Genomic DNA, 18,745 nt, shown 5'->3' on the forward strand with positions numbered 1-18,745 from the left:
TGGGGCGATCAAGGATGCCTTTCCTGACGTCGGCCTCTTAATCACTTGAATGGAAATTACACAGCTGATAGCTCTTGGATATTAGGGCTGTGACCTCGAAAAGGTCATATATCAAAGGGGATGAAAAGTGTCTTTGTGGTCAAATATACTGCCGTTTTTTACTGATTTGCCGACTTTTCAGTCTTCACATGATTTGTGGTTCGCATGCACTGCGCTTTTGTTCCGAGATGCGAACGCCGGTGTTTATGCGGGCCGAACGATGGAATTATCGATGGAGCTGCCATATTTGGTAGCCTCGATTCCAAGCGGGCATCAGTTCACATCTTCTGTGGATGGACATGATCCCCTTAATTTTGAATCGAAATATTCGATATTTGCAATCGTCGTTCCCAATGAAACTGTTGCCGATCTCAAAATCGTTGAAGGCATCAATGAGAAGGGCTTAACCTTCAGTGTGCTGGCTTATGCCGGCGCCTCTGGCCCCGCTGATAATGCTGCAAAGACGAAATCCATGCTTGCTGCTATTGATTTGGGTGCCTGGATACTCGGACAATTTGGTAGTGCCGATGAAGTTAAGGCGAACTTAGCTGAGAATACGGTGATTTTGACATCGCTTGCGCCTCTGCATGGCGCGAAGACGCCATTCCATTTCGTCGTTCATGACAGTGCTGGTAAGTCGATTGTCATCGAATTTTCGAATGAAAAGCAGAACGTCTATGATAACCCCGTAGGTGTGATGACAAATGGCCCGGAATTTACCTGGCACCTTACAAATCTGAACAATTATACTTTCCTCACCAATCTGGACCAGTCTACAGGCAAGTTTGGAGATTTAGAGGTATCACAGCCGGATTCAGGCATCGCTACGGCAGGTCTTCCTGCCTCCAATACATCTGTAGGTCGCTTTGTGCGTGCAGCATATTATGCCCAATACGCTGAAAAACCTAAGCCTGAAAGTGCGATACGGGCACTTGGACACGTGATGAATAATTTTGATCGTCCTCGTGGGATCACAATTGATCCGCCGCAATCAGGTGGATTGGATATCGAAGGCGCTTCGGCTGACGGTGAAGAATATAAAACAGAATATACGTCATGGACGGCGCTTGCTGACCTGAACAAGAATGAGTTTTATATACGCACTTATGCTGGATTGAATTTTATCAAGTTTGATTTGCAGCGTCTTTTTGCTTTGAAAGAGTTGAAAGTCGCACCGCTGGATAAAATATCAGCTCTCGATGTCGTTGATGCGACGGATGCACTTGTGAAATAACCTATATAATCCGATAGGTAATTTTGAATAAAATAGGCTCACTAAAATGGGCCTGTTTTATTGATTATAGTAAACATCTCTAGTTTAACTTTTTTAGAGGTTTTACGTGAATAATATGAAGTCGATTGTATTCTCTATAGCTTTAATGCTGTTTGCGCTTATTGGTTCATCCGCGAATGCAGAAGTGCGGTTTGGCAAGAATGTCCGGGTCGGCGGCCATGATTTCTCCAACCAAACATTTAATAGTAAAAAGCGCGGAGAGATTTATCTCCACAAAGGAAAACCCCGTAACGAAGGGTGTATTTGGCGCAAGGGCAGAAATGGCGAACGCGTGAAGGTCTGCCATCTTCAGACCAAACCGAAATCACAACGAAAATAGCCCGTTTAAAAAACTGCGAGTTAAGATATCTAAATAAATACAGGCTGGCAGGCTCTTATAAGCGGCACAGTTATTTGATAGTTTATCCTACAAGCTATTGTAACTTATCAATATGTCATTCACGTCATATCAGGCAATCATCCTCGTAGCGACGAGTTGAATGCCGCGTCATGGCCCCCAGCCGGGCAGAATAATTGACACTGAAGCACCGCCGCCAGGCCTGTTTTGCAATTCCAGCGCCCCGCCATGTGCGATCGCAATCGCTTGAACCACAGAGAGCCCTAATCCTGTTCCCCCCGTGGCTCTTGATCTTGACCCTTCTCCCCTCCAGAATGGTTTCACTTCAACGCCGCACATGTTCTTTGGAAATCCCGGGCCACGATCAAGAATGCGGATTGCCACTAGACCATCATCCAGCTTGTCTATTTCACATCGCAGATTTGCACCCTTTTGTGCATATCTGCACGCATTCTCAAGAAGCGCCAAAATGGCTTGTCGAATGCGTTGAGAATCTCCTGACACAAAAACTTCCTGCAATGCCGTTTCGACTTCGATATGGCTTGAATCAAACATCGGCTTTGCAGAATGCAAAACACCGTCAATTAACTCAGAAAGCTCAATCCGCTCAGTGTGGACTACGAGTTTCTGACCGATAGCAAGCGACAAAGTACGAAGGTCTTCTACAATTCTGGATAGCCCTTCCGCCTGTAGAAGAAGATTTCCCAAAGCTTTCTTTTCCAGCGGAAAAATACCATCAACCATGCCCTGCATTGTTCCACGCAAAATTGTAAGCGGAGTGCGTAATTCGTGTGCAACGGCCATGTTATTGAATTGTAATCTCTTCTCCATATCCTGAAGACTTGTCGCAAGTGCATTGAAGCTGTCGATGAGACTCGCCACTTCAATCGTACTTTTGGGGGAGCTCGTCATGCGTACCGAAAAATCTCCCGATTTCAAAGCCTGAGCGACAACTGTTAATTCTTTTAGTGGCTGGGCAATCTTTCTCGCCAGATAGATCCCTATCGCACTACAAATAAGTGCCGAGAGGAAACCAGATAGGAGAACCGAAACATAAAGATTCCAATCTAGAGGTTCGGTGAGCTTATTCAGATATTCAAATAGTTCTTTAAGACCGGCTGTATCGGGAAGAATACCCGCATTTATGTCTCGATAGGCATTTGCCGCACCGCTAGGCAGTGTCTGCAACAAACTTTCTTCAATATAGGATGAATACCAATTAACGCCTAAATATGCCAAGCCGACACTGAGAAGCAGCATAGCCGCAATAATGATAGCTGTTTGTGTAGCGAGGGAAAGAGCTGGAATTCTCATTTTGGATCACAGAACCGGTAACCGATACCTCGGACAGCGGAGAAAAAACCAGCTTGACCCAGCTCTTCAAGCTTTCGCCTCAGATTTGAAATGTGGGTGTCGACCGTCCTTGCAAGTGCTTCACTCTCCGGCAGACAAGCGTCAAGAATATCGCTGCGTTCAAAGGCGTGAGTGGGCCGGCGGATCATGTAAGCGAGAATACGAAATTCACTCAAGGTTAGCTGCAAGGTGACGCGCTTCTCTTCCGTGTATACAAATGCCGCATATGACTTGAAATCGACCTCAAAATTGCCGAAACGCCGCACCGTCTCCTGTTGGTCAGCGTTTGTTCTGCGAAGCACAGCTTTTACCCGTGCCACAACTTCATGAGGATTGAACGGTTTGACGATATAATCATCTGCTCCTAACCGCAATCCGCTCAGCCGATCCAGATCTTCTGCCAGTGCCGTTATCATAATGACGGGTATGTTCTCACTTTGGCGCAAGCGGCCAAGCACCGTAAAGCCATCCATTTTGGGGAGGCGGACATCAAGTAAAACAAGGTCGGGTGAAAGAAGTGCATGATGTTGTAAAGCAGTTTCACCATCGGCTGCACGAACCGTCCGGTATCCTTCCCGTTCCAGATACGCACATAGAATTTGCGCGATTTCCGGCTCATCTTCCACCACTAGAATAAGGCTGTTTTCCACCTTAAGCTCCGCGTCCAATTATATTACCTGCCCCAGGACAAGCTATGCCGGAGAAAAAATAATCACGCAATTTCCAACCGATAGATATTCGGATTTGTTGTCGTATTTTGACAAGAGACGGATGCGTCCTCCATCGTTTCTTGACAATCAGGATACAAGTCGTGGCCATGTTCATTTTGCAAGGCTATCGAAATGCAAAACCTTGTTCCTAAATCCAGCAATATTTCCTATCATGTGGATACCGTTGCTGACAGATGGCTGCCTCGTTCGAGGACACATGCTGTATCTGTTCTTCTGGTGTCCAGTCTCTTTTTTATTATGTTTCCTTCATTCGATCTGGCGGTTACGCGCTTTTTTGCAAATGGCGATACGTTTCCTCTGTCAGAGAACCCAATCCTATTGGCAGTACGCGACACTAACCGCCGGGCCATGATTTATCTGCTTGTCTTGATGGTTGTCATAATATTTCTCTACGCTCTTAAGCCGCGAAAGTTTGAGTTTTTACCTCCTCACAAGGCTTTTTTTGTCATTCTGACATTTCTTATCGGGCCATTTCTGACAGTACAGATTCTCAAAAATTTCATGGGCCGTGCTCGTCCGCGTAGTTTAGTCGAATTTGGTGGTTCGCTCGAATTTACACCTGTTTGGCAATATGCTGCCGAATGTGGCCGTAACTGTTCATTTCCCTCTGGAGAAGCCGCGACTGCTGCTGCTACTCTTTCAATAATTGTACTGATACCGGCAAAATGGCGCGCGATAAGCCTAACTATTCTCGTACCCATTCTACTATTTGCGTCTCTTAATCGCGTCATGTTTGGAGCGCATTTTCTTTCAGACGTTGTCATTGCTTGGGGGCTTATGTGTTGTTTGATGGTTTGGCTTTGGAATCGAATTGCACGCAACGCGGACATCATCGATGATTCAATCAAGAATTTTGGAGAGAAGACAACAAGAGGACCTTAAGAAGGTGGTCAGCCTTTCTAAGGAACGTAATCTCCAAACGTGAGGAATATGACGATTATTGAACGTAAATTACTGAGTTAACACGTGTGTTTTGCGTAGGCCTTACCGTTCTGAGCCCAGCTTGGCATTGATTGAGGGGATGCCATCAGAAAAATATGCACTCAAAAACAAAAGGATAGAGAATTTCCAATGACCCTTTCAAATTAGGGCACATTGAAATTTCATGTGACGTCCAATTTGTGCGTGAAGCCAAATCGCCGCGTCATGTTGTAAAGCTGCCCTATTAGGCATATCTGAAAGCAAAATGTTATATTGTATTTTTGTGTCTCATCTGAAGAATTTGTCGTAAGGGTACGTCGTGCGTTTACCATCGCGAAGAGTAGTGAAACGGACTGCTGCCGTATCCATCATCGCGGCGTTTATTTCCATATCGATTTCGACTGGCATTCGCTTTGTATTAGGCGTGCATTCTGACACCATCACGATTGTTGTTCGTTTATTGCTGCCGTTTGTAATTGCCATTCCGATAGCGTTGATATGGTTCAGCAAACTGGAGCGACTAGAAGAAGCGTATCGTGCATTGGTACGTCAGGCGAATGAGCTTGCTCGGACTGCGAGTGCAGATCCGTTGACCGGTGTGTTGAACAGGCGAAGCTTTATAAAACAATTTGAGCGCGCAATGGAAATAGGGGTACGGGGATGGTTTCTCATAGCAGATGTTGACTATCTGAAAGTGATTAATGACAATTTCGGCCATCTTGCGGGTGATGAAGCTGTAGTTTCTACTGCGAGAGCATTAGAAGCTGTTTTGCCGGAAGATAGTCTAATTGCGCGCATCGGTGGTGATGAGTTCTGCGCATTCGTGCCAGGGGTCTCGCAGGAGGAGATGCTTGGCTTTATCCAAAGCGTGAGTGAAGCAGCAGGAACATCCTTCAAAAATGCTGTTAAGACTGAGGGAGCTGCATTATCGGTTTCGGTCGGCAAAATTGTTTGTAACCCTAAGCAGACATTTAAAGACGTTATCAGCCAGGCTGATGAAAAGCTTTACCGCAAAAAGAGAATGCGCAATCTGCGAGCTTGATCGTGATGCTTACAGGACAGCTTATCGCATGGCAGCGCGCGCCTGAGGCCGTTTGTTATCGATCCAATTAGCAGTAAAGGACAACTAAAACGTACTGGCGGAGGATTGTGGGAGATTAATATTCGGTTTAAAATACTAATCTCGGTGTTTAAGGGGTACTTATCTTGCGGATATGGTTGCTTCTAGGTTTTGCTGTTTTTTCAAAGCTCAAGGTTATCTAAATCGGGTTTCTAAAGCCGCCAGAAAGACATTCAGGGCACAGCGGTAACCAAGATTCGTGAGCTGCCGAGCACTCGCTTGGCTTGGCAGTCGATTGACTAACGAAGTTCGGCTCGAGGAGGGTATAGCTGATACGGCGGATCGTTAAGAAACTTTGTATTGTTGAGGTGAACTTGTTTGGTATGCTGGGCGAACGGTTGGTTTTCTTTTATTTTTTGGTACCAGACCTTCACGCTGAGCTTTCTTTTTAGCATCTTTTTTCGCTCGCCCGATTGCCGCTTCCTTTTCGCGGATACGTCGCTCAGATGGCTTTTCATATGCGCGGCGTGCTTTTAATTCCCGGAATATTCCTTCACGCTGCATTTTCTTTTTAAGGACGCGGAGCGCCTGATCAATGTTGTTATCCCTGACAAGAACCTGCAATTGGGCTTCCCTTATTTTTTAAGCGTTTTGATCGCGTGCGAAGCGAGCTGCCCTCAAACGGAGGGTTTTTTCATCTTTCAAACTCTTTTCCTGGCTCAGGATCGCCTTTGCGCTCCGATCTGTTGCGGCCTTCTGCACCTCCATCCGTGAAAGTGCCGGTTTAAAAAGTGTATCTTTTGTGTGTTCTTTAATCATGATTACGTTCTCCAAGATGAAGCTCTTTTATCGTGTACGGCTTGTTGAGCAGCCGCCGCCACTCCGTCGCAAGACATTTGACAGCTTCGACCATTCGCTGTGCAATGTTCTATTGGAGTGCTTCAATAGCGGTGCAACTGATGAAGGGGCCAAAGCTCTTCGGCCGTATGTAAAACCATCTGATAATTTTTCATTTATAGTTTTCAAAACTCTCTCCTTAAAATCTAGACTATTGAGAAATGAGATAAAAAAAGGCCGAGCGTGCACTCGACCTTTCAAGAGCAATCTTCTTATCCGATGCCAGTACATCCGTGGTCAAAGAATAGAAGAATACTTTGCTAAGCAGCCTGAAGGTTACAGGCCGACATTTTACCCGACTTGCGATCCTGTTCGAGATCGTAAGTCAATTTCTGGCCTTCATTGAGAGAAAACAAACCCGAGCGCTCAACGGCTGAGATATGAACAAATGTGTCTGCTCCGCCATTATCAGGCTGAATGAAGCCAAAGCCTTTTGTGGAGTTGAACCATTTAACTGTTCCGGTGTTCATGATGAACCCTTTCGTAGAATTAGAAATAACGACACGCGAATGCGTGACGAAAAGTGATACGAATTTTAAAAAGGGGGTTCGATCAGCGCACGGTGCTAAGTGTGCAATAAGCAAAAACTCTTCAACAAAATATCGATTGTTTATTAATAGAGAAAAATAATCGCATTGTCAATTTATATCTAATAATATTTTAAGATAATTATATTGAAGCTTAAATTATTCTCTATGAATGCAAACATTTACATTAATTATTATAGGTGAGCATTCGCACAGAACAGCTGCTCACCTCTACGTCGTATTTTTAGGCTATGGGGTTCCATATCCAAAGGCATCGTCCGGAAACGGTGCCGAAGCGATTTGGTGGTTGCGCATTACACCTGACATAAAGTTCCTTAAAACCAAACTTGATTGACAAAATAGCGGACCAGGAAGAGGTTTCATTTTGGATGTGACGTAACCGGCTTTCAACATCATCTTGTTTAGGATTCTGTTGCTGATATGGAAGTCGACGAGATGGACATTGGAAGACATATAGTCCTCCTTTCAGATTGCGGGCATGGACCATGCAGCCCCGTCAGCGACCCGGAAGAAATATATGGCTGACGCTTGAGACTCCCGCGTTCTCGTTGAAAAAGCAATGAATCAATTAAGGTCACTTAAAGGCGAGTGATTATTTGGCTCTATCGATGACTGATTTACAGAATGAAGGATGTTAAACAAGGAAACACTCGTTCTTTGGTTAAAAATGGTACCATCACCTTTTTCAAACAGGTGCTGTCTGGACTTCTCCTTCAAAAGTGGAGGGCTTCTGTTAGAGATAACAGACAGGAGACTTAGAATTGAAGCAGCGCGAATTTACAGCGAGTTCAAACGGAAGGCGGTCCGCATTCTGACGACGAGTGGTCGCGGGGGTATCGTTGGTTGTGGCGGACCTTGGGATTGGTAAGTCAACGCTTGACCGTTGCCGGCGCGATTTTGCTGAGAAAGATCTGCTTTCTGGTCCGCATGAGACATGAGCCAGGAGCTTGCCCGGCTGCGCAAGGAGAATGAACTTCTGCGACAGGAACGTGACCTGCTAGAAAAGCGACGGCCTTCTTCGCACGGGAGACAAATCGATGAGATTCGCCTTCATTGATACTGAGAAGGCCCACATTTCTCTGTCGCGTTTGTGCACCTTTGCGGGCGTCAGCCTCAGCGGTTATCATGTCTGGAAGCGGCGGGCTCCCGGTCATCGCCAGTTCGAGGACATGATCGTGCTGGCGCATATCCGTAACCAGTTCTTCCTGTCGCGCCCAATCTTGTGGATCAGGACTTCACTTGTGACGGACCAGATCAGAAATGGCGTGTCGATATCAGTAACATATGGACCGCAGAAGGCTGGCTATATCTGGCAATGGTTGTCGATCTTTATTCGCGTCGCATCATTGGCTGGGAAGCGCGCGATCGAATGAAAAAGGACCTCGCCATCAGGCCCTGCAGAAGGCGATTGCAATCCGGCAACCAAAGCCGGGGTTGATCCAGCATTCGGACAGGGGACGCCAATATGCCAGTTATGAGTATCGCAAAATCCTCAAAGTGCACAGCATGCTTCCATCCATGAGCAGCAAAGGAAATTGCTATGACAATGCAATGGTGGAAACCATCTTCAAGACCATCAAATCAGAACTGATCTGGCACAGTGTATTCCAGACCAGAAATGACGCAATCAAAGCCATTGGCGAATACTTTGACGGCTTTTATAATCCTGCGCGCAGACATTCTGCACTCGGGTATAAATCGCCGATCAAGTTCGAGATGATAAACCGTAAATTAGTGTCAGAACCTCTCCACTAAATCGGGGGAAAGTCCATGATAAGCTGGACCGGCGATGCAACTGGCCAGCAACGGGGCCGAAAGTAAGGCAAGCGCTCGCTTCATGGCTGCGCACCCATGGTCACATCACCTGCCGCAGGAATGATCTCGACGGTTGCTGTCATGCCCGCCGCGAGATCGACATCGGAAGGCACCCGATCGATATGGATGCGCACCGGGATGCGCTGGGCAAGCCGCACCCAGGAAAATGTCGCGGCCACATTGGGCAGGCCGAGATGACCGGGCGCGTCGTTGCTGTTGTCGATCCCTCGTCCGAGGCTTTCGACATGTCCAGTAACGGGCTGATCAAAGCCCATCAGCATGATCCGCGCTGGCGCGCCAACGCGGATCTGTCGGACCTTCGTCTCCTCGAAATAACCCGTGATCCAGAAGCTGGCGGCGTCGAGGACAGCGACCTTTGTCACACCAGCCGTCGCATAATCGCCCGGCCGAAGCCTTAAATTGGTGACATAACCGTCGACCGGCGCGCGGACAGTCGAGCGCGCAAGGTTGAGCTTGGCCAGATCGAGCGCCGCTACTGCTGACTGATAGGCAGCACCCGCGACCGCAGCCGCACCGTTCGATTGCTGAGCCGCCTCCTGGGAGACAACGTCCTTGAGCTGGCTATGCCGCCGCGCCGTTGCCTGACGAACGATCATATCCTGGCGCTTGGCTTCGACCTCAGCCTCAGCCAGGGACACTGCCAGCCTCAGCCGCGCGGGATCGATCTCGTAAAGGATGTCACCTCGACGAACATATTGGTTATCAACCACGGGAACTGCGTTGACCGTGCCGGAGACTTCCGGCGCGATCTGTACGACATCGACGCCAACCCGGCCATCGCGGGTCCAAGGCGTTCGCTCGTAATGGTACCACGCCTTCAGCGCGATAAAGGCGGAGACGGCGACGAGGCAAAGGGTCAAGACATAGCGCCCAAGCAGGGATAAAACAGGTTTCAAGGCAGGAGTCCGATCAATGGCAGGTACAGCACGAGCAGACCGTAGATGATGACAAAGGTAGCGAGTTCGACCAGCGGCCGATAAGCAAACAGGCGATTGAGACCCGAGGCGGCAAGCAGCCGGAGCACTGCCATGGTGGCGATAAGCGCGACGAACGCGAGCGCAACGAGGCCGGGCATCAGGACGCCTCCGACATCGAGATCAACGATCATCGGCCATAATCCTCTTGTCTGCTTGAGAGCCAAGCGCGAACTGCAGGTCGATGAGCAGATCTACAATCTGCAGGCGGTTCCTGAGCAGGCTATCTGCCGTCTTCTCGATCAGGGACTCAATCTGCTGATTGAGGTCGAGAAGGCCCGTCGTTTTTGGCGGCTTCCCGCCAATGAAGTGCTTGGCGATGACTGATAGAAGTTCTCTCAGTTCGACGCCGACCTCACCCTTGATCTGTGGAATCGTCTTATGAAGCTGTCCGACGACATGCCCGATGCGAAGATGGTGCAACGTATCGTCGAGCACATCGGGATAGGCTTTGCCGGTCAGCCGCAACCTTGGGAGAAGCAAGGCTGTCCGATCAATCATCAGGCTTGTCCAGCGTGCTTCGTTAGGCGCGGCGCCAAGCGCGCGTCGGCCAACATCCCGGCGGCTTAAGCGAAGCAAGCGGTTGATCGCTCCATCGACCGGCATGGTCTGGAACAGAGACATGCTAACCGCACCGAAACCGACCGCTGCGAACAGCGCGATCACACTGTTGAATGAGGTGGCGAAGTCTCCGGTGTAATAAGGACCGAGAGCCGAGAGGATCGGAATAGTTAGCGTGATGCCGAGTGCCATGAAGGTTGTTGGAAGGCGTGCTTGGAGAGAGCCAGCAAACAGGAACGCAGGCGCAAGCACTGCGACAAGAACCCAAAAGTCGGTCACCTGAGGCAGGATGACGAAGCTGTATATAAGGCTGATAACAACCCCGTATACACAGCCGATCATATATTTGATAATAAAGGGCACAGGCGCATCGAAATTACCGAACAGGGTGCAGCAGACGCCAAGAATGGATACGGCCATTCCGCCCTCCGGCCAGGCCGCCCAGATCCAGAAGGCGCAGCCAAAGAGAATACCGATGATCGCGCCCAGTGCGGTACGCCCTGCCACCCAGGGATCGCGGTGATAGACATAGCCCTTCGCCCGCTTCGGTCCATGAAGCGACCTGGCATCGCGCAATCGCCCGGTCGCTGCGATGTTCTGCCCGAGCCTGTCACAGTCGTGCAGCAGACCGACCATTTCGGCGAGATGACCTGCGAGGTTGGCCGCAAGCCTGTCGCCGGGCATGGTAGCGTCGGTGCCAAAGCGCTTCTGGATTGATCGTGCGCGCGCGATGAGTTGGGCTGCAGCAGCCTCCAGGTCTTCCGTTTCGGCGTCTGTGGCCCAGGCACTGATTTCACCGACCAAGGCGATCAACTCACTAGCCACTTTACCGTCCCCTAAACGAAGAGCCGAAATCCGATCCTCGATCTCAGTCGCGAGCCACAGCAAGCGTGCAAGCCGGTCATGGATGAGTTGCAGTATCTGGCGTGGCGGTGTAGGCGCCGGATCATAGGGCAGATGCGTGGCAAGCCCCTGGATTGCTAGCAGGTCCGCTGCAAGCTGGTGACGGTCACGACGGCTTTCTCCGGGCGTTCCAGTCAGCGCATCACCTGCCATCCGACGGGCGTCCCGCAGCGTGGCCGATAGCTTGCGGGTAAACTGGCCGGTCATGCGTTTCGGCAGGATGTAGCGATGTATCATGACTGCGCACAGAATCCCGATCGAGATTTCCTGCACGCGCACCGACGCCGTCTCGAAAACCGCGCCTGGATCAAGCACGCTCGGGAACCCGATCAGGCTCGCAGTATAGCCGGCAAGAACAAAGGCATAAGCGCGTGGTGTACGATCGAGCAGGGAGAAAAAAAGGCAAAGGCCGATCCAGCCCGCAAGCACGATGCTGCACACTAACGGATCGTTCACGAAGTTAGGAACGATCGCGACCGTTGCTATAGCACCAGCCAGCGTCCCAGCGAAGCGATAGACACCACGGCTGATGGAGGCCCCGGCAGACGTCTGCGAGACGATATAGACAGTTACAATGGCCCAAAACGGTTTGGGAAGCCCGATACTCAGCGAAAGGTAGTAAGCCAGCATTGCTGCGGAGAAACTCTTCGCCGAAAACAGGATCGCATCCGCATCCGCCTTCAGGGAGGGTGAGTGCAAGAAGCTGGTTCCAGCTTCAAAAATAGCTGCAACAGTCTTGCTTGAGGGGGTGTTTACGGATGGCATGGTGTTCATGCCGCGAGTTGTGACCGATTTGCAAAAGCAAATAAATTCGATATTATGACATAAAATACCTAAAAACGGCCATACTGATGTCCTTGTTGCGATCTGCTGTCTCCCTTTTCGATCCCGACCTCACCTTTCTGCCTGCGGTCGCCCACAAGCTCAATTTCGCCGATCACGAGGCGGAAGTGCCTCTGCACGTACATCGCAAGGGCCAGTTGATTCTTGCCCTACATGGAGCCGTCACCTGCACTGCGGGCAACGAAATCTGGATCGTGCCTCCTAGTTGTGGCGTCTGGATACCTGGGGGTGTGCCGCATAGCGCCCGAGCGACGGCAAATGCGCGGCTTAACTATCTGTTCGTCGAGCCAGACGCGGCGAATTTACCGGAAGTCAGTTGCACCTTGGCGGTGTCTACCATGATCCGGGAGATGGTGGATCGGCTTGCTCGCGAGCGCGCTGACTATCTCGCCGACAGCCACGCCGCCCGGATGGCGCGGGTCATCCTCGATGAACTGGCACAGATGCCACGTGAGCGGTTCAACCTACCAATCTCCAGCCACCCAAAAATCCGGGAGATGGCAGACGCTCTGACGATCGAGCCTTCAGATCGCAGCACATTGAGCGATTGGGCGAAGCAGCTCGCAATGAGCGACCGGTCACTGGCCCGCCTGCTGATCCGGGAGACGGGACTAACGTTCGGGCGCTGGCGGCAGCAACTCCACCTTGTCGTCGCGCTGCGCGAACTGGCGAGCGGAGAAACGGTGCAGAATGTGGCCGCCGAACTGGGATATGAGTCGGTCAACGCGTTCATAACGATGTTCAAGAAGGCCTTGGGAAGCACGCCAGCGCAGTATTTTTCGTCCCGAGGCACACCACCCCATTCACCTTAACGCTGCACGTCTTCGATGATGATGTGGCAACATGCTCGCGTGGCTCGTGGCCATATTACGCATGCATACGGCAGCCAGCACCGTTTACAGTTCGGATGACAAGCGTCCGCCGCGTTGCGGCTTGCGGATAAATTTTTCAACGAGCTCATCCGTCCACTCCACATATTCGACGTGGAGGCCATCGGCGTGGCGGGCATAGAGCATCCGCCCTGTAGGAACATCTACGATCGGCTGAGTGATGGTTGCTCCGCACGCAAGCAGCTCGGCTTCAATTGCCTCGATATCGCGCACGATGACAGGGCCGTGGCTATCCCGAATTGGTGCGAGTGACTCCTCCGTTCCCGCGACAACGAACATGTCCCCAACGCCGGCCAAATCCCATTCGCCGAAGCGAAACCGCACATGCGCTTTGCGACCGTGAAGCCGTTCGAGGGTGGCCAGCGTTGCATCGCAGTCTGCTGAAAACATCCGTGCATAGGTTTTGAGGATCATGTCACACCTTATTTATTGATCACTACATATCTAAACTCGTTGACTTGTCGCGGTCAACGGTTATTTAGTGATCGATATGAAACAGGAACCGAATAAAGGTGGTCGCCCTCGTGGCTTTGATCGCGACGACGCGATTGAGACAGCAATGCACCTCTTCTGGAGGTACGGATATGAGGGGGTTTCGCTTGCCATGCTGACCGAAGCGATTGGTATAGCGCCTCCCAGTCTCTATGCCGCGTTCGGAAGCAAAACCGGGCTATATCGCGAGGCTCTGGATCGCTACTCGGCGGCGACAGAATTCACGCTTTCCCGTAGTGACGACGAAGCCCTGACCCTCGACGAAGCCCTTTCGCATCTGTTCGACCAAGCCATCGAGAGAGTGACGGGGGAGCAGGGCGAGCGCGGATGCATGGTTTCAATAGGATTGCTTTTCTGCCACCCAGATCACGTTCGACTGAGCGACGAGCTTACTATCCGCCGACACGATATGGCAGTACGCCTTGAGAATGACCTTCGGCATTGGCTGCCATCAGCTCGCTGTGGCGAGGCTGCGCGCTTCGTCTGCGCTGTCTTGCAAGGCATTGCCGTTCAGGCCAAAGACGGAGCGACTGCGCGCGATCTTCGCGCCACGGCAGACATCGGTCGGGCTGCACTTACGGCCATGGTTGAGGCGTAATTACAGATGCCCGCGATACTTCCTTACTGTTTTGTTCCGATCAGGAACGTTCATTATGCGTGAGCGATTTTGGGATGTTCTCCGGGACTAACTGCTTTTTGACGTCCCTGACGTCGAGGCCAACGCCTAATACCTCGACAAAATTCGCAAAGGTGCTTCGTTCACTTACCTCCGGTGACATCGAGGAATCTACCGGTAATCAAGGAGGCCTCGTCACTCGCCAGCCACACAATCGCGCGGGCGACTTTTTCGGGTTGGCCACCTCTTGCCATGAGGATCGTGTCCCAGACCCGATCCACCCGTCCCGGCTCTCCGCCGCTAGCGTGCATCAATTTTCGGTTCTTCGCCTCGAATACCATTGGCGATTTATACCCGAGTGCAGAATGTCTGCGCGCAGGATTATAGAAGCTGTCAAAGTATTCGCCAATTGCTTTGATTGCGTCATTTCTGGTCTGGAATACACTGTGCCAGATCAGTTCTGATTTGATGGTCTTGAAGACGGTGTCCACCATTGCATTGTCATATCAATTTCCTTTACCGCTCATGGATGGAAGCATGCTGTGCGCTTTGAGGATTTTGCGATACTCATAAATGGCATATTGGCTTCCCCTGTCCGAATGCGGGATCAACCCCGGCTTTGGTTGCCGGATTGCAATCGCCTTCTGCAGGGCGCTGATAGCAAGGTCCTTTTTCATTCGATCGCGCGCTTCCCAGCCAATGATGCGACGCGAATAAAGATCGACAACCATTGCCAGATATAGCCAGCCTTCTGCGGTGCATATGTTACTGATATCGACACCCCGTTTCTGATCCGGTCCGCCACAAGTGAAGCCCTGATCCACAAGATTGGGCGCGATAAGCTCACCATGATTGCTGTCGGTGGTTCGCTTGAACCGGGTCTTCTTTCGTGCCTTCAGGCCATTTTCACGCGTTAGTCGTACCGTGCGTTGGTGCCGTGCTTTGTCATTCTGTCTATAGGCTTTGAATGCAATTAAAGGAAATCAATATGGCAACGGCGAGGGTTGGAGAAACGCGGATCGTCTGCTGTTTTTTTGAGGCAGTTTATAGGCCAGCATATGGCAGATGATTTTCTGCGCAGTACGCGCGGGGGGTGATTTGATTTAATATCAATGTTTATCAAAAATATTCCGGCAAATTCCAAAGAGGTTCTGAGCCTACTAAAACGCATTGGGGGATTTTTTGGGGGAAGAGATAAATTTACTGAGATAAAAACATAATAAATTCAATTACTTATGGAGATTATCTGGCGGAGAGAGCGGGATTCGAACCCGCGATACGGTTCCCCGTATACACACTTTCCAGGCGTGCGCCTTCAACCACTCGGCCACCTCTCCGTCTATTGCTATTGTGATATCGTCTGAAGATCAGAATCTACGCAAGCAAGTAAGGGCTTTCAAATCAGGTATCGGTTGCCTACCAAAAAAGCCCCTGCGGCGCGCAATATAGCCAGAATGGGCTGATGTTCAACTCTTATTTGGCTTTTCCGCATTAAAATCTTCTGGTCCTAGAGAAGCTTTTTGAAATCTCTATAAGTTATTGTTATTAAATAGAGAATTTCTGCGTGATCCATGGGTGATTTTACGCATTTTGGGTTTAGCGCAACGTCATGCTATAATTGGGTTGTTGCGAAATATAGACTGGATAATGTGCCGGGCAGGATTTCACGGCGTGGAATCTAAAGAAACAGGACAAGAATCGTGATCCGTTTTGTTTTGCGTAGTTTCGCTGTCGTTTGTCTGGCGCTTGGTGTCATATTTGCGATTCTGGACGGAGCGCGCTCGGTGGGCGCTTCAGCATTTGTTACCAAGCCTCTTCTGGATATATGGGCGAGAGCAGCACCTGAAATTCTGGGGGATGCAGAAGCTCTTGTGACACACTATATATCGGCAGGAGTTTGGAACGGAATCATCGTTTCCGCTCTCGAACAGCCGGGCTGGGTCGTGTTCGGTGTGTTGGCCCTATTGTTTTACGTTGCCGGCCATCGCCGCGAGAAACGTTTCTTACAATTCACCGCACGCTAAACAGTTTGCTTCGGTTTCTACGCTCTGTTGTAAGAGTATGAGAGCGATCTTTATACGCCTTTATACGGCGCTCTATGAATTTGTTTGTTCATGTTGTGTGAAGGTTTCCGCCTCACATGACATGCATAAGGAGGTGTTAGATGGGTTTTCTGGACAGCTATCGCAAGAAAATTGAAATGCCTTCCCCTTCGGATGCCTTGCCGGGCAGGGCGTCGCCGATCCCGACCGCTACTGCGCATTTTGTTTCAGGACATCCGCTGAAGGGCCCATGGCCGGAGGGCCTGAAACAGGTCATGTTCGGGATGGGGTGCTTCTGGGGCGCCGAGCGGCTTTTCTGGCAGGCCCCGGGCGTTTATGTGACAGCCGTTGGCTATGCGGGAGGGATCACACCCAATCCAACCTATGAGGAAACCTGTACGGGTTTGACCGGTCATGCCGAAGTTGTTCTTGTGGTTTACGATCCAAAGGTTGTGAGCCTTGATAAACTGCTTGCGCTGTTTTGGGAAGAGCATGATCCGACACAGGGTATGCGACAGGGCAATGATATTGGCACAACATATCGCTCAGTGATCTACACTTTTGACGATACGGATCGCGTAGCGGTTGAGAAGAGCCGGGACGCATATCAATCGGCGCTATCCGCGCGTGGTCTCGGCCCGATTACAACGGAAATCGCCGATGCTCCGACATTCTATTATGCGGAGGATTATCATCAGCAGTATCTGGCCAAGAACCCGAATGGCTATTGCGGCTTGCGCGGAACGGGCGTGAGTTGCCCGATACCGGCGGCAACATAAGAATGAAAATGGATCGCGCGGTTAAACCTGCGCGATCTTCTTATGAAGGATCAACATGCCTTCATCTTCGCCGGTGAGTGTCTCAAAATCATTCCAGGCGATTTTGCGATAAAGATCAGGCTTGTCGGTATAGAGATAGACTTCACCATAGCCGAGTTCGTGGGCCGCTGCTTCAATTGAAGCCATGAGCGCCTTCGCAATACCTCGCCCACGAAATTCCGGTGCAACGAGCAGGCTTGCAACCCATGGCTTGAGGTGAGGGTGGCTGTCGAGATCATTATGAATCAGCAGAACAAAGCCTGCGAGTTCGCCATTCCACAAGGCAGCACGAACAGCCTGACCATCGGTCGAGTGGATGAGGTCTTGCAATGCCGAGGCTATTTGCTCTTCGGTTGCACCTGCTTCCTTGCCCCACTCTTTGTGGTTCCATTCGGCGCAGATGGCCGCAAGATCGTTGTGGTCTTCAAGCGTAATGATTTCAATCATGATTTTACCAGTGCGGGGGCTTCGTGACCGGGATTTCCGGTGCGGTCTGCTCTTCAAGTGTCAGGAAGCGGTCTGTGAGGGCTGACAGTTTCTTGTTCAACTGATCAATTGTTTTCCATTGTTCGGCCAGAACGGCTGATAGTTCTTCAATTGTTTTTTCCTGTTCAACGACCCGAATTTCGAGTTCTGTCAGACGAGCGTCGGTGGACATGAGCGCTGCTCCATTTTTCTCAAGCTGAAAATGAAAAAATCCGCGCTAACCGCACAATAACAATTATCGAGCGGTCGGAACGCGGATCAGTCTGTCTTTCTCGAAACTTACTTCGTGCCGTACATGCGGTCGCCCGCATCGCCGAGGCCCGGTATAATATAGCCCTTTTCATCTAGGCTCTCGTCGATTGAGGCGGTGAAGACATCAACATCCGGGTGCGCTTGGGTGAAGCGTTCGATGCCTTCAGGCGCTGCCAGCAGACAAAGGAACTTGATGTTGGTTGCGCCGCGTTCCTTCAGCTTGTCGATGGCCGCAATGGCGGAGTGGCCAGTTGCAAGCATTGGATCGACCACGATGATGAGGCGGTTGACGATATCTTCCGGAGCCTTGAAGTAATATTCGATTGGCTGCAGCGTATCGTGATCGCGATAAAGGCCGATATGCGCCACGCGTGCGGCGGGAACCAGATCCAGCATACCTTCCAGCAGGCCGTTACCGGCACGCAGAATCGAAGCGAAAACCAGCTTCTTGCCTTCCAGTGTCGGAGCTTCCATGGGCATCATCGGTGTTTCGATCTGCATGGTAGTCAGTTCGAGGTCGCGGGTCACTTCATAGCAAAGCAGCAGCGAAATTTCTTTCAACAGACGGCGGAAGCTGGCGGTTGAAGTTTCGCGCTTGCGCATGATAGTGAGCTTGTGCTGGACAAGCGGATGGCTGACGACATTAACGCCCATGGTGTTTCCACTTTTCTTGTTATCTTTATCGACTTTAACGGCTAATTGGGCCGAAGAGAACGCGTGGCAGGCGCACACGCACAGTTTTCTATTTCTTTGAACATTTTGCACAGATACGCAAGTACCGATCACAAAAGGGGTATCGGCTTGCGGTCTGTGCTTGTATCGTCCGGTACAAGCTTTATATGCATCAGGCAA

The 18,745-nt window shown here is 50.5% G+C and carries 21 protein-coding genes, 1 tRNA gene and 2 pseudogenes; 9 read left to right on the forward strand and 15 right to left on the reverse strand.

Annotation, left to right across the window (positions count from 1 at the left end):
• The first annotated feature begins 127 nt into the window (after positions 1–127).
• Both H5024_RS03835 and H5024_RS03840 read left to right on the forward strand, forming a co-directional pair.
• Positions 128–1,273 (forward strand): linear amide C-N hydrolase, encoded by a 1,146-nt coding sequence (locus H5024_RS03835; protein ID WP_187544100.1) that lies wholly within the window; start codon positions 128–130, stop codon positions 1,271–1,273.
• Positions 1,274–1,388: 115 nt separating this feature from the next.
• A complete protein-coding gene (locus H5024_RS03840; protein ID WP_187544101.1) occupies positions 1,389–1,652 on the forward strand; it encodes a hypothetical protein in 264 nt (87 codons plus the stop codon).
• A 168-nt stretch (positions 1,653–1,820) separates the two neighbouring features.
• Here the strand turns inward: H5024_RS03840 and H5024_RS03845 are convergent, their stop codons facing one another.
• Positions 1,821–2,984, reverse strand: a complete 1,164-nt coding sequence (locus H5024_RS03845) for an ATP-binding protein (protein ID WP_187544102.1) — start codon at positions 2,982–2,984, stop codon at positions 1,821–1,823.
• A complete protein-coding gene (locus H5024_RS03850; RefSeq protein WP_187544103.1) occupies positions 2,981–3,673 on the reverse strand; it encodes a response regulator in 693 nt (230 codons plus the stop codon). Before H5024_RS03850 ends, H5024_RS03845 begins: the two co-directional genes overlap by 4 nt.
• Before the next feature lie 192 nt (positions 3,674–3,865).
• Here H5024_RS03850 and H5024_RS03855 point away from each other — a divergent pair, with 192 nt between their 5' ends.
• Positions 3,866–4,636, forward strand: coding sequence for a phosphatase PAP2 family protein (locus H5024_RS03855; protein ID WP_187544104.1), 771 nt, complete (start codon positions 3,866–3,868; stop codon positions 4,634–4,636).
• A 358-nt stretch (positions 4,637–4,994) separates the two neighbouring features.
• Positions 4,995–5,717 carry a GGDEF domain-containing protein gene (locus H5024_RS03860; RefSeq protein WP_187544105.1) on the forward strand — a complete coding sequence of 241 codons (723 nt, stop codon included), beginning with the start codon at positions 4,995–4,997 and terminating at the stop codon, positions 5,715–5,717.
• A gap of 363 nt (positions 5,718–6,080) precedes the next feature.
• On the opposite strand, the gene rpsU is transcribed toward H5024_RS03860, so the two are convergent.
• From rpsU to H5024_RS03875, 3 genes are all read right to left on the reverse strand, one after another.
• Positions 6,081–6,359: a 30S ribosomal protein S21 gene (gene rpsU / locus H5024_RS03865; protein WP_187544106.1), complete on the reverse strand. Its 279-nt coding sequence runs from the start codon at positions 6,357–6,359 to the stop codon at positions 6,081–6,083.
• An 18-nt stretch (positions 6,360–6,377) separates the two neighbouring features.
• Positions 6,378–6,554 carry a hypothetical protein gene (locus tag H5024_RS03870; protein WP_187544107.1) on the reverse strand — a complete coding sequence of 59 codons (177 nt, stop codon included), beginning with the start codon at positions 6,552–6,554 and terminating at the stop codon, positions 6,378–6,380.
• A gap of 338 nt (positions 6,555–6,892) precedes the next feature.
• Positions 6,893–7,102 (reverse strand): cold-shock protein, encoded by a 210-nt coding sequence (locus H5024_RS03875; protein WP_187544108.1) that lies wholly within the window; start codon positions 7,100–7,102, stop codon positions 6,893–6,895.
• Between the two features lie 838 nt (positions 7,103–7,940).
• Here H5024_RS03875 and H5024_RS03880 point away from each other — a divergent pair.
• A pseudogene (locus tag H5024_RS03880) lies at positions 7,941–8,935 on the forward strand (IS3 family transposase).
• 80 nt (positions 8,936–9,015) lie between these two features.
• Here the strand turns inward: H5024_RS03880 and H5024_RS03885 are convergent.
• From H5024_RS03885 to H5024_RS03895, 3 genes are read right to left on the reverse strand one after another with little or no spacing between them, the layout of a single operon-like run.
• Complete coding sequence (locus H5024_RS03885) at positions 9,016–9,912, reverse strand: efflux RND transporter periplasmic adaptor subunit (protein ID WP_187544109.1); 897 nt, start codon at positions 9,910–9,912, stop codon at positions 9,016–9,018.
• Positions 9,909–10,124, reverse strand: a complete 216-nt coding sequence (locus H5024_RS03890; RefSeq protein ID WP_187544110.1) for a DUF1656 domain-containing protein — start codon at positions 10,122–10,124, stop codon at positions 9,909–9,911. The genes H5024_RS03885 and H5024_RS03890 overlap by 4 nt, the downstream gene beginning before the upstream one ends.
• Positions 10,114–12,219 carry an FUSC family protein gene (locus tag H5024_RS03895; protein WP_210309588.1) on the reverse strand — a complete coding sequence of 702 codons (2,106 nt, stop codon included), beginning with the start codon at positions 12,217–12,219 and terminating at the stop codon, positions 10,114–10,116. Before H5024_RS03895 ends, H5024_RS03890 begins: the two co-directional genes overlap by 11 nt.
• A gap of 86 nt (positions 12,220–12,305) precedes the next feature.
• On the opposite strand from H5024_RS03895, the gene H5024_RS03900 reads away from it, so the two are divergent.
• On the forward strand, positions 12,306–13,109 hold the full coding sequence (locus H5024_RS03900; RefSeq protein WP_187544112.1) for a helix-turn-helix transcriptional regulator: 804 nt from the start codon (positions 12,306–12,308) through the stop codon (positions 13,107–13,109).
• Between the two features lie 84 nt (positions 13,110–13,193).
• Here H5024_RS03900 and H5024_RS03905 read toward each other — a convergent pair whose 3' ends face one another.
• Entirely contained in the window at positions 13,194–13,601 is a 408-nt protein-coding gene (locus H5024_RS03905) for a VOC family protein (protein ID WP_187544113.1), read from the reverse strand.
• 76 nt (positions 13,602–13,677) lie between these two features.
• Here H5024_RS03905 and H5024_RS03910 point away from each other — a divergent pair, with 76 nt between their 5' ends.
• Positions 13,678–14,277 (forward strand): TetR/AcrR family transcriptional regulator, encoded by a 600-nt coding sequence (locus H5024_RS03910; RefSeq protein ID WP_187544114.1) that lies wholly within the window; start codon positions 13,678–13,680, stop codon positions 14,275–14,277.
• Positions 14,278–14,438: 161 nt separating this feature from the next.
• Here the strand turns inward: H5024_RS03910 and H5024_RS03915 are convergent, their stop codons facing one another.
• The 3 genes and pseudogenes from H5024_RS03915 to H5024_RS03925 all read right to left on the reverse strand — a co-directional run bounded on the left by H5024_RS03915 (position 14,439) and on the right by H5024_RS03925 (position 15,632).
• A complete protein-coding gene (locus tag H5024_RS03915) occupies positions 14,439–14,636 on the reverse strand; it encodes an SDR family oxidoreductase (protein ID WP_348770685.1) in 198 nt (65 codons plus the stop codon).
• Positions 14,622–15,215, reverse strand: a pseudogene (locus tag H5024_RS03920) (IS3 family transposase); the annotation flags it as partial. The pseudogene H5024_RS03920 and the gene H5024_RS03915, both read right to left, overlap by 15 nt.
• Before the next feature lie 327 nt (positions 15,216–15,542).
• Positions 15,543–15,632: transfer RNA gene (locus tag H5024_RS03925), tRNA-Ser, on the reverse strand.
• Between the two features lie 363 nt (positions 15,633–15,995).
• Here H5024_RS03925 and H5024_RS03930 point away from each other — a divergent pair.
• Together H5024_RS03930 and msrA are read left to right on the forward strand one after the other, a co-directional pair.
• Entirely contained in the window at positions 15,996–16,319 is a 324-nt protein-coding gene (locus tag H5024_RS03930) for a hypothetical protein (RefSeq protein WP_187544115.1), read from the forward strand.
• 140 nt (positions 16,320–16,459) lie between these two features.
• Positions 16,460–17,116: a peptide-methionine (S)-S-oxide reductase MsrA gene (gene msrA / locus H5024_RS03935; protein ID WP_187544116.1), complete on the forward strand. Its 657-nt coding sequence runs from the start codon at positions 16,460–16,462 to the stop codon at positions 17,114–17,116.
• Between the two features lie 21 nt (positions 17,117–17,137).
• Here msrA and H5024_RS03940 read toward each other — a convergent pair whose 3' ends face one another.
• The 3 genes from H5024_RS03940 to upp all read right to left on the reverse strand — a co-directional run bounded on the left by H5024_RS03940 (position 17,138) and on the right by upp (position 18,547).
• Entirely contained in the window at positions 17,138–17,602 is a 465-nt protein-coding gene (locus H5024_RS03940) for a GNAT family N-acetyltransferase (RefSeq protein ID WP_187544117.1), read from the reverse strand.
• A 4-nt stretch (positions 17,603–17,606) separates the two neighbouring features.
• A complete protein-coding gene (locus H5024_RS03945; RefSeq protein ID WP_187544118.1) occupies positions 17,607–17,813 on the reverse strand; it encodes a SlyX family protein in 207 nt (68 codons plus the stop codon).
• Positions 17,814–17,920: 107 nt separating this feature from the next.
• Positions 17,921–18,547 carry a uracil phosphoribosyltransferase gene (upp, locus tag H5024_RS03950; protein ID WP_187544119.1) on the reverse strand — a complete coding sequence of 209 codons (627 nt, stop codon included), beginning with the start codon at positions 18,545–18,547 and terminating at the stop codon, positions 17,921–17,923.
• Positions 18,548–18,745: the final 198 nt, after the last annotated feature.

Origin of the sequence: Ochrobactrum sp. Marseille-Q0166, from assembly GCF_014397025.1 — a bacterium.
GTDB lineage: Bacteria > Pseudomonadota > Alphaproteobacteria > Rhizobiales > Rhizobiaceae > Brucella.